The sequence below is a fragment of the Frankia sp. AvcI1 genome, from assembly GCF_001420875.1.
GTDB classification, from domain to species: domain Bacteria; phylum Actinomycetota; class Actinomycetes; order Frankiales; family Frankiaceae; genus Frankia; species Frankia alni.
On the sequence record NZ_LJFZ01000001.1, the window covers coordinates 378873 to 393527 of the forward strand.

5 protein-coding genes and 12 pseudogenes are annotated in these 14655 nt (G+C 70.1%); all 17 read right to left on the minus strand.

The annotated features are described in order from the left end of the window. Positions 1–2891: 2891 nt before the first annotated feature. A partial coding sequence (locus UK94_RS72560; RefSeq protein ID WP_268761183.1) for a hypothetical protein occupies positions 2892–2969 on the minus strand: 78 nt, incomplete at its 5' end. A 1-nt stretch (position 2970) separates the two neighbouring features. Continuing rightward, positions 2971–3013, minus strand: a pseudogene (locus UK94_RS36625) (hypothetical protein); the annotation flags it as partial. 1 nt (position 3014) lies between these two features. Next, positions 3015–3318, minus strand: a pseudogene (locus UK94_RS36630) (methyltransferase, FxLD system); the annotation flags it as partial. 1 nt (position 3319) lies between these two features. Next, positions 3320–3589: pseudogene (locus tag UK94_RS36635) on the minus strand (methyltransferase, FxLD system); the annotation flags it as partial. Position 3590: 1 nt separating this feature from the next. Next, positions 3591–4154, minus strand: a pseudogene (locus tag UK94_RS36640) (methyltransferase domain-containing protein); the annotation flags it as partial. Positions 4155–4210: 56 nt separating this feature from the next. Further along, a partial coding sequence (locus tag UK94_RS36645; protein ID WP_313949438.1) for a lantibiotic dehydratase C-terminal domain-containing protein occupies positions 4211–4387 on the minus strand: 177 nt, incomplete at its 5' end. Between the two features lie 28 nt (positions 4388–4415). Beyond that, positions 4416–4716, minus strand: a pseudogene (locus UK94_RS36655) (thiopeptide-type bacteriocin biosynthesis protein); the annotation flags it as partial. 1 nt (position 4717) lies between these two features. Then, positions 4718–4993: pseudogene (locus UK94_RS36660) on the minus strand (thiopeptide-type bacteriocin biosynthesis protein); the annotation flags it as partial. Between the two features lie 16 nt (positions 4994–5009). Beyond that, positions 5010–5815 (minus strand): lanthionine synthetase C family protein (locus tag UK94_RS01555; RefSeq protein WP_235486074.1); only part of this gene is annotated, 806 nt, incomplete at its 5' end. A gap of 1 nt (position 5816) precedes the next feature. Continuing rightward, a pseudogene (locus UK94_RS36665) lies at positions 5817–6083 on the minus strand (lanthionine synthetase); the annotation flags it as partial. Continuing rightward, a partial coding sequence (locus UK94_RS36670) for a thiopeptide-type bacteriocin biosynthesis protein (RefSeq protein ID WP_268761163.1) occupies positions 6080–6699 on the minus strand: 620 nt, incomplete at its 5' end. The gene UK94_RS36670 and the pseudogene UK94_RS36665, both read right to left, overlap by 4 nt. 48 nt (positions 6700–6747) lie before the next feature. Next, positions 6748–8679: pseudogene (locus tag UK94_RS01560) on the minus strand (lantibiotic dehydratase family protein); the annotation flags it as partial. 226 nt (positions 8680–8905) lie between these two features. Further along, positions 8906–9055, minus strand: coding sequence for an FxLD family lanthipeptide (gene fxlA / locus UK94_RS31955; RefSeq protein ID WP_095212470.1), 150 nt, complete (start codon positions 9053–9055; stop codon positions 8906–8908). Next, positions 9055–9625, minus strand: a pseudogene (locus UK94_RS36675) (methyltransferase, FxLD system); the annotation flags it as partial. The gene fxlA and the pseudogene UK94_RS36675, both read right to left, overlap by 1 nt. A 39-nt stretch (positions 9626–9664) precedes the next feature. Next, a pseudogene (locus UK94_RS36685) lies at positions 9665–10231 on the minus strand (methyltransferase domain-containing protein); the annotation flags it as partial. Between the two features lies 1 nt (position 10232). Continuing rightward, a pseudogene (locus tag UK94_RS72565) lies at positions 10233–10287 on the minus strand (hypothetical protein); the annotation flags it as partial. Between the two features lie 2234 nt (positions 10288–12521). Next, positions 12522–13015, minus strand: a pseudogene (locus UK94_RS01575) (CYTH domain-containing protein); the annotation flags it as partial. Positions 13016–14655 lie beyond the last annotated feature (1640 nt).

A 14655-nucleotide genomic window follows, 5' to 3' on the forward strand; every position in this document is an offset into this window, starting at 1 on the left:
CTACTGGGCTTGGCCCACTGTCATGTTCTGGCCTTCTTTGGCCCTCTCCGGGTCGCTCATGGCAATTGCGGTGCCTCTGCTCCTGCGCCAGACGCGATAGCCACCCCTCACCCCATCTACCTCTCCCTACCGCCCACTCGGAGGGGTAGAAGTGACATCCTGTGGGGTATGTCGTCCCCGCAGGGTAGGTGAGCCGGTGGCAATGTTCCGTCGTTCCGGATCTCCCCGCCGGGGGNGGCTGCTGGTCGCCTCCGGCGCAGCCCTGGACATCACCGACAAAGACGTGGTGAAACGCGAAAAACGGTTGAGGCAGGCATGGCAGCCCGAAGCATGGGCGTACCGGGACCTGATTCCGGAGCTGCGCTACGCCCACGATTGGCTCGGCTCCGCCGTTTCCCGCATGCGCCTGTTCGCCGCCGCATACACCGATGATCCGGCCGCCCCGCCTGTCCCCGCAGAGGAGGTCTCCGACCTGCCGACCGGGCTGGCCGACGCGGCCCGGGCCCAAATGGAGCGGCTGGGCTCCGGACGAATGGCAATTGCAGCCCTGCTGCACACCCTTTCGGTCAACCTTGAGGTACCGGGCGAAACGTATCTAGTCGGGCTGGAGGAGCCAGGGGGCCAGGAGGACTGGACCATCCGCTCCGTCGACGAACTGGTCCCGACCGACGAAGGCTACCGCCTGCGTGATCTTCCCGCGGACGGGGCCGGCTACACCGTCAGCGGGGAACTGCTGGATCCACGGCACAGCTACGTGGCCCGGCTATGGCGTCCCCACCCCCGCTACCGCGCGTTGGCCGACAGCCCCTCCCGGGCCATCATCGAAATCTGCGAGGAACTGCTGGACCTCTCCCGAGGGGTCCGCNCCGCCGCGAAAAGCCGCGCGATGACCAACGGNCTTCTGCTAGTCCCCGAGGAGCTGTCCGTCGCCGTCGGCGACCAAAGCGACAGCAACCCGACCGCCGACCCATTCATGACCATGTTCACCCGGGCCCTCATGGCCGCAATCGTGGATGAAGGCTCCCCATCAGCGGTGGTGCCGATGGTGCTGCGCGGACCATCCGACATCCTCGAAACGATCAAATACCTACGCCTGGAACGCGACATCGACCGCACCGGGGTCGACACCCGCGCCGAACTGATCCGGAGAATCGCAACGGGCATCGACCTGCCCCCCGAAGTGCTTCTGGGAACGGCGGACGCTAACCACTGGACGGCCTGGCAGATCTCCGCAGATACATTTCGACACCACATCGAGCCGAAAGTCCTGTTCCAGGTTGATTCGCTCACCGCTGGGTTCCTGTGGCCGGCTCTGGCAGCCGAAGGATTTGATGCGGCGGAATACAGGCGCGTTGTCATCTGGTTCGACCCCACCGAGCTCATCAAACCACCCGATCACACTGCCAACGCACTCCAACTGTTCGACCGCGGCGCCATCAGCTGGGACGCGCTGCGCCAGNCCGCGGGCTTCGCCGAGGCCGACGAACCCACCCCGGAACAGCTCCTGATGCAACTGATCGCCCGTCTCAAGGCGCTACCGCCCCCCGTGGTGCAAGCAGTCGTGCAGCGGATGGACCCCACCCTAAAGATCAAAGAAGAGGTCCCGCCGCCCATCCAGGAACCCGACGGTAACGGGAACGAACCCTCGGAGCAGGACCCCCCGGCCGAGCAGGGTCCGCCCGAGGACGACGAACCCCCCACCGGCCCACCCGCCAACCCCTCCCACACCGTTCAGCCCATCACCGCCGCCGGCGGCCGCAGCACCGATCCCTACCGCTTCGCAGTCGCCCTGGCCGACAGCGACCGCAGCATCATCGACCGGCTCCAGGTAGCTGCAGACGCGGAGATGCGCCAACTGCTCGGCCGGGCCGGAGCGCGGATCCGCACCCGCGTCCGGGCCGACCACCACGCCAGCAGCGCCATCAACGGAATCGCCAACATGCGGGTGTGCGCCACCCTAGGACGCGCCCGCGTACTGGCGGCCTACGCCGAACTGGAGGACGAAGGCGAGGACAGCCGATGGGATCAGCTGGCCGAGTTCTGGCGTGAGCTGATCGCCGCCGCCCTCGCCCACATCCACGCCCGCTTGGGCCACCTCATCCCGACCGCGACCGCAGCGGACCTGGCGGAGCTGGGCAGTCTGCTGCACCAGCATGCCGATGCCGCGTGGCAGTGGCTGGCCACCGCCCTCAACGGCCTGTTCCGCCGGCTGCTTTACACGCCGGACCCGGAGCCGGTCACCCTGCCTGACGAGCCCGCCGGCCCAGTGCTCAGCGATGGCCGAATGCTGATCCCCGCGCGGCTGATCCGCGCCGCGCTGGCGATGGCCGGCGGTGCAGGTGGAAGGGAGACCTCCCCTGGTCTCGGCACGGACGGCACCCTCGCAGATCCGACAGAGCTGCTGGGCGGCCTGGCACTCGGCGCGGACGTGCTGGCATGNCTGGCTCAGCATCAGGTGCGAGTTCAGGGATGGGAGTGGCGNCACTTCACCCTGTTCCGCCGGGCGTTTCAACCGCACCTGGAGCTGGACGGGCTACATGTGACCGGCCTGTCCGACCCGCAACTGATCAATGCTAGCGCGTTCCCGCCGACCGCAACCCTCTTCCCCGGAGATCACGAGGGCTGCCGGTGCGACCTGATCCCGCTTCTACACGTGGCGGCCAGCGAAGCCAACGCGCAAGCCGCTTGAGTGAGTGGCGTTTACGCCGCAGTCCGAGGCGAGGAGTGCTGCGAGGTTGTGCACGGCCGACGCCGCGGTCGGGGCGTTGTCGCGGTCGGCTGCGCGGGCGCGTCGGGTCAGGTCCGCTACGCGTTCGTCGAGTGGAAGGCAGGCAGGGCGAGGACGGGGCAGGAGGGGAAAGCGGCGGGCCGTCGGCCCGGTCGGGTCCACCTCATTCCCAGGTGACGGTAATGGGGCGGTGGGGGCGATGCAGGACGAACCGGCCACCGTCAGTGTTGGCGGTAGGGGGNGTGTCGGGGAGTGCGAAGGTGACGTCGCGATGCCGGAAACCCTNATCCCACAGCGTGATTTGCTGTCCGACGTCGGTGGCGAGCTGCTGTCCGGTGGGGCCGTGGCCGAGGACACCGACCTCGTACTGACGGCTGCCGTCCGCGGCCGGCGGGGCTGGGCGCAGGGTCAGGTAGGCCAGGCTGCCGTCCGCGGCGCTGGTGGACATCGCAACGGTCGAGAACATCGGAGAGACCAGGCCGCGCTTCTTCGCCGCGGTGTCGACGTTCATGCGCATGAGGGGGTTGGCCAGTCCGCAGGCCAGCCACAGGTAGAGCCACTCGAACGACTCTCCCGGGCCGAACACCACGNCAGTCCACGCCTCATAGCGGGGGGTGTCTAGGACGCCGGTGAGGGTGTCCTGGTTGGTGGCGTGGCTGTTGTCCCGGTGGGTTTGCAGGGTGACTTCGCCGGTGCCGGTGCCGGTGCCGGTGAGGTCGACGGTGCCGCGAGCGTCGTCGCCGAAACCGCGGAGGGGCATGAACGTGCACATCTCACTGCCGCGGCTGATCCACCCATCCTGGCCGCGCTCGAAGATGATGCTGCGGGAGGCCGCGCCGGCCAGGCGCAAAGGCACCACCANTCGGCCGGCCGGGGCGAGCTGGTCGAGCCAAGCGGTGGGGGTCTCGACGGCACCGACGGTGGCGATCACCCGGTCGTACGGTGCTCCGCCGGGGTGGCCGAACGCGCCGTCACCGAGGACGACGTCGACGTTCGCCACCCCAGCCGCGGCCAGGTGCGTTCGGGCGCCCTCGACCAGGTCTTCGTCGATGTCGACTGCGGTGATGTGGCCGGAGTCGCCGACGATGGCGCCCATGAGCGCCGCGTTGTAACCGGTGCCGGCGCCCACCTCCAGCACACGATGGCCGGACTCGAGGTGAAGCTGTTCAAGCATCATCGCGACGATCCGGGGCTGGGACGCGGCGCTGATGGACACTCCGCCGTCGTGCTTGGTGTAGACGGGATCGTCGGCATACGCCTGCTCGAGGGGCACGCCGGGCAGGAACAGGTGCCGGGGTACGTCGCGGATCGCGGCCTCGACCTCGGGCGTCTTCACGGTGTCCAGGCGCAGACGGTCGGCAAGCTTGGCGCGCAGGTCGCGGGCGGGGTCGGACGAGACACTGGCGTCGCTGACAGTGGCGGGCATGTCGCGGAACCTTATCGGAGTTGGGTTTGACGGACGGCGATGTCTGCCAGATTGGGTTATGGGGGTGTATTGCCGAAGACGGCCTCCTTGGCTGCTCTTGCGAGTCCGGCCTGGGTGGTTGCTGTGAGTCCGAGTCGGTTCCAGTGGAAGATCACGTGTAAGGCTATGACCGCGCGTATTCCGCGGGTGAGTGTGCCGTTTTCCCGCAGGGTTCGGAGTTTCTCGCCTGTTTCNCCGAATGCGTTGAGCCAGTCGCTGTCNATCAAGTCTGGTCGGGCGTCGCGGAGGAGGAGGTGGCGGACGTCGCTGGTGAAGGATGCCCATACCTGTGGGTTCGCTGGTGCGCTGGCCGGGCCGGGGCGCTGCTCGACGACCCGTGCCCACACGTCGCCCTGCTCGTTGAAGTCCAGCCCGGCGGCTCGCATGAGCGCGGTGCACAGCACGAGGGAGTGTTCCCGCCGGTCGGCGGGGTCGTCGCGGAGGAACGTGAGCAGGTGGCGGCTGTCGTGGTGGAACAGCGTGTGCGCGGTGTTCATGCTTCTGGGACCGCCGAAGGCGTGGANTTCCGGTTCGTAGATGTCGGCGGTCCAGCGGACTCCGTCGGTGAGCGGTAGGTGGATGGGGTCGGGGTTCGGCTCGCCGTGGCCGATCGTTTCCCGCGCGACCAGGTAGCGGATACGCCAGGGGCCTTTGCGGATGAAGAACCAGGCGGTGATGAGGCCGTCGGCTTCGGCGGCGGGCAGGACGCGGGCGAGGTGGTCGACGGCGTGGCGTTCCCGCTGGTGGGGGTCGGGGCTGGGGTAGGTGATGTTCACCTGCTTCCAGGCCGTCTCGTTCATCGTCGGACCCTTTCGGTCAGCAGAGCAGGAGGCAGGCGTCCCAGCCGGTCGTGGTCCCGGCGATGGCCAGGTGGGCGCCGGCCGCGCCGTCGAGGAATCCGGCGGGTTCGGTTGCCGTGGGCGTGGTGTGCTGGTGCAGGCGCGCCAGCGGTTCGATCGGGATCGGGGTGAGCGCGTCGGCGGCGATCCGGCGTGCGGCGGTGAGGAGCCCGGCGGTTCCGTGGCACAGGCCGCGGTCGACGAGGCTGCCGAGCTGTGCCGGATCGGTGATGCAGGCGGCGAAGGCTCTTTCGGTGGTGCGCTGGCGGGCGGTGTCGCCTAGGGCGCGGCCGGCGAGCTGCTGGGCGCGGGCGATGCCGGGCGCGCCGTAACACCACGACAAACGCGGCGGGCGGGACAGGTGTAGTTCGCCCCGGTCCAGGTCGTCGAGCGTGACGAACTCGGGCCACCACGAACCCTCGCTGGTCTGCCGCTGCCAGGTGTCCAGCCACTGGCAGACCCGTGTGATCGCCTCCGCGTGCCCGTCGACCGTCACGCCGTCGATCAGCGTGAGGGCCAGGAGCGCGAGCGGGCCGGTGATGCCGTGAGCCAGCCCGTGATTACTGTGCCCGCCCGGCGGGGCCGGTTGGTCGCGGGTGGGGCCGTGCGGGCACCACCAGCCGGGGAGGCCGTGGATGGGGTCGGTCAGGCGCACCAGATAGGTGAGCACGTCGCGAAGCAGGTCGTGATCGCCGGTGCGGCGCAGGGCGACGCCGAGTCCGGTCAGCCCGCGGATCAGGTCGTACTCGGCATACTGAGGTCGCTGGCGTTGGTCGATGCGGCNGTGGGCCGCCCCGAGACGGCGGCGGGTCAGCGTCGCGGTTCCCGCTGCGGCGGTGGCGGTGGCCCGAGCGAGGCCGGGCTGGTCGGTGCCGGCGAGGACGAACGCGAGGGCGGGAGCGCCGTAGTAGAGGCTGGCGCCGTCGGCGACGCTGACGCCGTCGGCGACGGCCTGCTCCAGCGCCGCGTACATCGCCGCCCGCGCGCCGGTTTCCCGGTGGAGCAGGGCGATGCCCACTGCTCCGTCGGCGAGGGACTGCCCCGCCGTCATGATCTGATCCGGGCGAGGTCTGTCTGGACGGTGGCGCGGGCCAGGCGCAGGCAGTGCCGTTCGGATGCCAGGCCGGGGCCGATCATGCGGGCGTGGTGCAGGTGCAGCAGGTCGGCCAGCACCTGGTCCAGCTCGAGGCTGTCCCGGGCGGCGAGGGTCCGATAGCCGGCCAGCGCTGTGGTCAGGTCGCTGTTCCCATACGGGTCGCGGACGCGGGCGAGCTGGGCGGGGTCCAGACGCGGCCCGCCGCGGTGGGGGGCATGGTCGACGAGCCAGCGCGCGCCGTCGCGAGCGAACCCGCCGGCGATGGCGATCATTCCCGCCGCTGTGGCGGCCTGGCGGTCGCCGGCCAGCCGTCGCAGCGCGGCGCGGGAGTCGGCGGCGAACACCGCCTCGGCCGCGGCGAGCGTCGGCCCGAGTCCCCAGCGGGTTTCGGGCCGGTAGGTGGCCAGCGTGTAGTCGGCCAACAGGCCGTCGTCGGCCAGGCCGTCCGCCCAGACGGCGAGGGTGCGGGCAGCGTCGGCGAAGTCGGTGGCCTCACGCAACGGGATACGGAGCCGCACATGGTCTTCGGGGTCGGGGTGGCGCAGGAACCACCAGCCAGCCGGCAGGTCGGNGAGGTCGGCCAGGNGGGCGAGGAGGTGATCCGNGTGTCCGTAGAGGNGGGTGTCCAGCCAGCGCGACCGGCCGGGCCGGTGGGCGAGGGTGCTGGCGGGACGGGCAGGCCGGGCGACCCGGCGGTGGGACGGTGGGGTACGGGTGAGGGTGAGCAGGAACTCGGCGGGTCTGCCGTCGATCCAGCCTGCTCGCTCGCCGGCCTCGGTGAGGACAGCGTTCGGGTGCCGATCAAGGTGGCTGCGTAGCAGGGCGAGGTGGGCGTTCTCGTCCAGGTCGAGGCGCAGCCGCACATCGTCGCCGCCGATCAGCACCTGCTGCGGCAGCCGGTGGCGTTCGCGGTGCCGGTGCCAGGCGTCGAGCCACTGCGGCCACGTGGCGGTGCGGGCGGGCAACCCGGTCGCGGGGATGGTCCAGCGGGCCGGGTGCAGGATGGTGCGGCTCCGCCGGACCCGTGGCAGGAAGGGCAGGGTACGGGCGTGCCCCCAGTCGAACCGGGCGCAGGGCGCCGTCCAGGCCGTCCAGATTTCCGTGAGGAACCGGATGATCGGCTGCTGGGTGGTAGGCAGGCGTACGCAGTTGACCAGCAGCGGCTCGACCGGCCGCCCGGTGGTGGCCGACACCAGCCACAGCCGCTGGCCGTCGCCGGCCACCGCCAGGTCCTCCAGTGTCCACGGCGGGTCGGGGTGGAAGTCGCCGACGGGCAGCACCGGCAGGAGTTCGGGCGTGCGGGCGACGGTGGCCAGGCGAGTGTCCAGCGGAGGCCCGGACAACTGCACGGCGTCCGCGCCGGGCATGGCGGTCGGCAGGCCCGCGTAGACGGCGCGGAAACGCTCCAGCTCGGCAGGGGTGAGCAGGTGCAGGAAGCGGGCAGCCGCGACCCCCGCATGGCGGGCCCCGCTGACCACCGTCAACGTGAACGCACCGCAGTCGAGATCATGCGGTGTCGCGGCGGCGAGGGTGAACCGCAGTTCGGTGTGCGCGATCGGCGGCCGGTCGTCGTCGCCGCGCAGCGATCCGATCAGATCGTCATCCAGGACCACGTCGGTGCAGCCGTCCAGGGCGGACTGCTGCGCGAGCGTCGCGAGCAGCCTGTCCCGGGCGGTGAACATCGCCGGGTCGAGGCGGGGCGAGCCCCGGTAACCGGCGGGGAACCCGAGGACGCGCAGGACCTCGCGCAGGGGCACGGCCGCGCCCGGACCCCACCGTTCCAGAAACGCGCGACGGTAGGCGGCCCAGCCGGGCAGGTGCGGCGCGACCGCGACGAGCGCCGTGGCAGCCTCCGCCGCTTCACGGAGCACCGCGGGCGGCAGCGTCACCGCGCAGTCGACCCGCAGATCCACCGCGACTCTGCCGCCTGGCTCAGACAGGGCGATGTGGCGGGCCAGGTGCGCGGCCGGGTCGGTCACCGTCATCGGCGGCCGAACCGCTGACAGCAGCACTCCCGCGCCCACCAGCGCGGCCAGCAGCCGCTCGGCAGCCACCGTCTCGCTGGGCTGTTCGTCGGCCACCTTCGCGGCCAGTTCCCGGAACGCGATCGGGTCGCTGGCCGCTTCGACCGCCACCCGCACCGGGCCGGTCAGGTCGATTTCCACATCCCACACCCGGTCGCCCTCGACGCGGGCGCAGGGCAGCACCCACACCCCGGCGCGCCGATACCCCAGGGAGTTCGTCATGACCGTGACCGTCCGCAGCGTCTCAACGTCCCGCTCGGCCGCCGCCGTCCACTCGGCGATGTAGCGGTCGTCCGGCCGGATCGCCTCGTGATGCCGATCCCCCCAGCGGACCACCGCGCGGGCGCCGAACTCCACCGGAGCCACGCCGGCGAACCTGCCGAACGGGGTCGCCCGAGTCGTCCACCGCAGCAGATACCGGACCGTCGACTCCACCAGACGCCGTAGCCTGCGCACTGCCATCGGCTCTCGGGCGAGAGCACGGGTGATCTGGCCGGCCAGGTCTGGCGCGGCCTGCCCGACGGCGGNGGTGAACTCCGGCTGCGACCACACCTCCCGCAACCAGTTCAGCCACTCGTCGGGCCGGTCCTCGGCCAGGTCGGGCCACGCGGGCAGCCGTAGATCTCGGGGATAGGAGGCGGCTCTGATCAGCGCCGCGCCCGCCGCTTGGAACATCTCTCGCTCCGCGTTCCGGGATAAGCGGTAGAGGGCGGGCCCGGCCCCTGGAGGCCGGGCCCGAGGGATGGGCGGGGTTCAGTTACCGCTGCCGCTCGAGCAGGCGTCCGACTCCGTGTCGCCCGAGCCGCAGTTGTCGTCGGTGCTGGTGGCGTGACCGCTCGCGGGTCCGGCGTCGACCAGACGCAGGTCCAGTTGGTAGTCGTCGTCCGTCAGTGAGCTGTCCATCAGGGGGTTCCCTTCTCCTGGGATGTGAAGGCCAGGACGAGGCGGCTGTGCCTCTTGTCCAGGACCGCCCCCGCCGGCAGGTTGCCGTCGGGGGTGCGCGCGGGAAGCACGTGCAGTACCGGCGGCGGACAGCCGGCGTCCACCCATGCACGCATGTGCTCGACCATCCGTCCGGCCGCCGCGGCGGCCTCGGTTCCGTGGGCGTAGGCGCCGAGATCGAACCGCCGGTCGGTCCAGCGCAGGGCCGACCGGTAGGCGAGCGTGCCGTCGTGCAGGGTGGCGGGGGTGCCGAACTGCCAGGAGGGCGCGACGAGGCCGGAGTCGATGGCCGTCCTCTGCGCCGTCAGCACCACGAACTGCCCCGCCTCGCGGGTGAGGCGGGTCGCCAACCACAGGTTCAGGTTGATCAGGGCGGTGCGGGGCGGCAGGCTCACCCCGACCCATGCCTCCTCGCGGGGCTGCGCCAGCAGGCCGTCGAGACCAGCGGTGTCGACCTGCTGGCCCTCGTCCATGCGCAGGTGGACACCGTCGGCGATGTCGACGTACCGCACCTGCTGCGCTCCGTCGCCCNGCACGGAGACGAACCCGCACTGGCGGCTACTCTCGCTNACCAGACGGTCACCCTGGCGGCGCAGCGCCCACGACTTGGTGATCCCGAACGTGCGCAGCGGCACGACGAGGACACCGCCGTCGGTGAGCTGCTCACGCCACGCGGGCGGTATGTCCCACGCCCCGGCGGTGATGACGATCAGGTCGTAGTGGCGGCCTGGCGCGATCGGGTGCTCGGCGTCGGCGCAGATCACGGTCACGTCGTCGTAGCCCGCGGCCGCCAGGCAGGCGGTGGCCCGGTCGATCACCTCGGGGTCGATATCCACCGTTGTGACCGATCCTGACGGGCCGACCAGCTCCCGCAGCAACGATGCGTTGTAGCCACCGCTGCCGACCTCCAGTGCGTGACGGCCTTCCAGGCCGCCGAGCGCGTCCGCTGCCTGACCGAGCATCTCCGCGATCAGGAACGGCGCCGACACCGAACTGACGACTTCCTCACCACGCCGCTTCTTGAGGACCGCTTCGTTCTCATACGCCTGCTCCAGCGGAAGGCCCGGCGTGAACAGTTCGCGGGGGACAGCACGCAGCGCCGCTTCCACCTCGGGCCGCAGCGCGAGGCCTTTCGCCNCATGATCAGCGGCCAGGTCGGCGACCATCTTGTGACGGAGGTCCTCGCTGCTCATCGTGTCGACNCTCGTCATGATGTCCTCTCCCGATTTCGAAACTCAGCGGCACGTGTGACGTCAACGGTCAACCTGTCACCTCAATCACTAGATGAATTGTCCCCGCAACTAGTTCAATGATTCGGATGAACTGTGTTCCCGCGGTCTCCGTCGTCGTCCGAGTCTGCCACCGCCACTGCGCCCTACCTCGAGCGCCTGCGCGGCCCTGGTCGCCCGCACCCGCCGGCGCGGACCGACCCGCGGATCAAGGCCGTCTCCCGCTTTTGCTGGCTAGCGTGACCCACCACGATGGTGCGAACTGACAGCGCCGGCACCCGAGGAGGGGCATGGGTCCATCTTCACCTCCTTTTGCGGAACGTCGGCGATGAGGCTGGTAGTAGCGCCGNCGGCTAGAAGTGATTGGTTTCTGGGGGTGTTCTCACCATGCACGTCCGCGGCCCGTTGGGAAAGGGCTATGCGCCTAGTTGGCACAGACGATGCGGAACACGCAAAACCTGTGCACATCCCAACACACCCCGCTATGGTGCAGGCGGGGGNGATGCCCATGGACTCCACCTCGGNCCCCGGTCCGACGATCGGTGAGACGATTCGGCTCGCTCGCCTCGCGGCCCACCAAAGCCAGCGGCAACTAGGAGCGACGCTGGGCTACTCCGCCTCGNCAATTAGCCGNCTGGAAACAGGCAAAAGCTCCCTCGACCTGGACACGCTGCGTTCCATAGCAATCGTCCTGCACATTCCCCCGGAACAACTCGGGCTGGNTCCCGCCCACCGCAACCCCTCCGACACGCCCGTCGCCCCCACAACCCTGGAGATACCTGCTGCTACGCTGACCGCGACGGACACGAAGGATGGTGACGACCGGGTGCATCGGCGCAGGTTCCTCGCGGCCGNAGCAGGAGTAGCCGCCGCGGTAGCCATCGGGGCGCCCGCCCACGCGACGCCAGCACCACCGCAGGAGATATCGACCGCCCGGCTGGACCAGGTGCTGTTCACCGCCGCTCCCGCTGTAGCCCCCGTGGCCGTCGAGCAGTTACGGGCCGCGCTCGCCGCCGCCCGCAGCGACTTCCGCGCCGCCCGGTACGCCACCCTCGCCGATCAGCTACCCCACCTGATCACTCTCGGTGAGACGAGCCAGGCGGCAAGCATCGGAACTATCCGCGAGGCCACGTCCGNGGTCCTCGCCGACACGTACTCCCTCACCACCGAGTGGTGCATCAAGCAGCACCAAGACCCGCTGGCATGGGTCACCGCGGACCGGGCACTGCGTGCCGCTCGCGCGAGCGGCAACCCGACGACCCTCGGCGAAGCCGCCCGCATGGTCGCCATCGCGATGCGCCGCGTCGGCCATTACGACGCCGCCGCGGACCTGCTCACCGCCACCGCGCTCAACCTCGGCGCCGACCACGGCAACCCCGACCCCAACACCCTCGCCGCGTATGGGTCCCTGCTGCTGACCGCCTCCTACGCCGCAGCGCAAGGCGGAAACCGACCCACCGCCCTGGACTTGGCCGGCGAAGCCGAACAAGCAGCGCACCGCCTGCACGACCGCCCCGTCACCGGCCTGTTCACCCCGGACTTCACCACCCAGCAGGTCGCGCTCTACCGCATCGGCGTCCACCTCGCCCTCGGCGACAGCACCGGAGCCCTCACCCACGCCCGCACCGTCGACGTCGCCCGCCTACCCTCCCCGGAACGGCAAGCCCGATACTGCCTCGACGTCGCCCGCACCTACCGCACCCTCGGCAAACCGGACAAGGTCTACCAGGCCCTTCTCGCCGCCGAACGGTACGCACCGGAAGACGTCCGACGCCCCAGCGTCAGAACCGTCGTCGGTGAACTGCTCTACGCCCCGGGCAACATGCCCGGACTACGCACCTTCGCCCACCGCATCGGCGCCTCCGCGTGANCAATCCCCGAAGACCACTTTCCCCAGGCGGTGCGAACGGGTGAGCCGGCTCTGTACCGCACCGGCCGGCCATGCGGGTGGTCTCGGCCCACGACGATCAGGTGAATCCCCTCAGGGACCCGTTGAAGATCGTGCGGGGCGCGAGGCTCAGGATGGTGTTGGTGCACGCGGCGGATCGCCGCCTCGACAGCCGGCGTCTGAGTGGTGTTCTGGCTTAGGACGAGGCCAGGCGGGCGGGTGGTTCGCTGGCGGATCGAGCCGCGTCTTCTACGCCGGCACGTTCTGCGAGCGGCGGATGATGGTGTCGTAGGTGTCGGTGGTGCGGTGNAGCCCGCCCGCGAGGGTTCGGGCGTAGGTGTCGAGGCGGTTCTGCACGTCGGCGGCGTGTTCGTCGGGTTCGGCGAGTTGTTCCAGTTCGAGGAACAGGCCGGCGCCGTCGACCTCGTCGAGGCAGAGGGTGATGTGCCCGTGGCGGGTGGTGCGGCGTCGTTTGACGATGCGGACGGTCGGGGTGAAGCCCATGGCGAGGATCGCCTGGTGCATCTGCTCGCGGTCGGCGATCTCGGTTTCCTGTTCGTCGCAGGCCATGGTGTTGTCGATCGGGGTTTTCACCGTGAACAGGTGCCGGCCGTCCTGGCTGCGTAGGCGCGCGAAGGGAACTCCGATGCGGCCCATGCCGTATTGCCAGCCGGCGCGGGCATAGGCCTGGTCGTCCTGGACGACGGGCGGGGTGAGTGTCAGACCGCGGTGCTGCAGGGCGGCGTGGAGCTCGTCGGGGTCGTTGACGACGTACTTGACCTCGATCTCGCGGATGGGGCTCACAGGGCGGGGTCCTCCAAGGCGTCCGGGTGCGCGACCGAGGAAGCCTAGCGGGATCAGGTCGGGCGGAAGGGGCGCCGGGCCGGGGTCAGAAAAGTTTGTCGGTTTCGCCGGCGCCGCNGGAGACGGCGGTGATGGGGCGGCAGGGATGGTGAGGGTCAGGGTGAGCGCGGAGTGGTCGGACAACCGTGCCAGCCAGTGCCGGACACGGGTCACAGATACGAGCCGGCCTTGGCCGATTATTGCGGCTGACCGGGCCGGTTTTCGGCGGTGGCCGGTGTGGTCGGCCAGTGGGCGGTCTCGTCTCGGCTGATGATGTCTTCGACGGCGAACCGGCCGCCGTCGACGTAGGTGATGTTGACTTCGACGGGGCGTCCAGTCGTGCCGCTGTGGGTGATCCGGGTCAGGACGAGCAGGGCGGCGCCGCGGGGGATGCCCAGTTCCCGGGCTTGTTCTGGGGTGGCGGCGCGGGCACCGGTGGTGCGGGTCCAGGTCAGAGGGCCGTGGCCGAGGTCGTGTTCGAGGCGGTCGTAGATGCCTCCGGGGCCGGTGGAGGCTTCCTCGAGGATCGTGCCGCGGGCGAGGNCGGGCAGGTAGGAGTCGGCGATCAGCACCGCGCGCCCGTCCGGGCCGATCACTCGGTGGCGTTGAAGAATCTCGGAGCCCTTGGGGACGTCGAGGAGGCGGGCGATGTGCGGGGGTGCGGGCAGCCAGCGGCGGGTCGGGGTGGTGATGGGCCGCCAGTGTCCGGCGGCGGCATTGAAGATGTAGCCGAGGTCGTTGCGGCGGACGGTGGTGCCGACGTCAATGCTTTCGGGTGGCTGGGCCGGGTCGAGGACGACGGCGCCGGACCTGTCGGCGACCTTGATCCGGCCTTCCAGCGCGAGTAGGCCGAGGGCTTCGGTGAGGACTCCGCGGCCTACGCCGAACTCGTCGGTGAGGGGGCCGTAGCCGGGCAGGCGGCTGCCGATCGGGTAGCGCGGGGGGTCCGCGTCCATCCGGGCGCGCAGCTCGGCGGCGATCTCCTCATATCTGGTCAAAAGGCACCTCTCGTCACGCAAACTGTACCGGTACTGTCGCCGATCTGTGTGGTGGAGCACACTGTCAGTACCGGTACAGGTGAGGTTACCAGCATGTAACGCCGGGCCGTTGCATGGTCGGATTCCTCGCCGTCGATGACGTGACGACCCAGGACCGCAGCCCGGAGTCTGCGCCTNCCCTGGTAACGCGGCGCCGCGCGGGCGGGGTGGCTTCGGCGCCGGACGCTCTTCGAACGTTCCTCGCGAACGTCGAGCGGGTCCGGATGTGCGCCGAGTTCCTGGGTGGCGGCGCCCCGATCTGATCAGTGAGGTGATGTGCATGCTCGGAATCCCGACCTTCTCGACGTTTGAGGACGCCTACCTTGCGGTGCTCCGGCANGTCGGAGGCCAGACGGAGTTCGTCAACGCCCCGCGGGGCAATGCCTCCCGGGAATGTCTCAACATCAGCTTGCGGCTGGACGATCCGCTGGAGCGGACGCCGTACCTGCGAGCCCGCAAGGTGAACATCATCTTTCACTACGCGGAGGCGCTGTGGTACCTGTGGGGCCGCCACGACGTGGAGATGATTTCCTACTACGCGCCGCAGATGCGCTCCTACTCCGC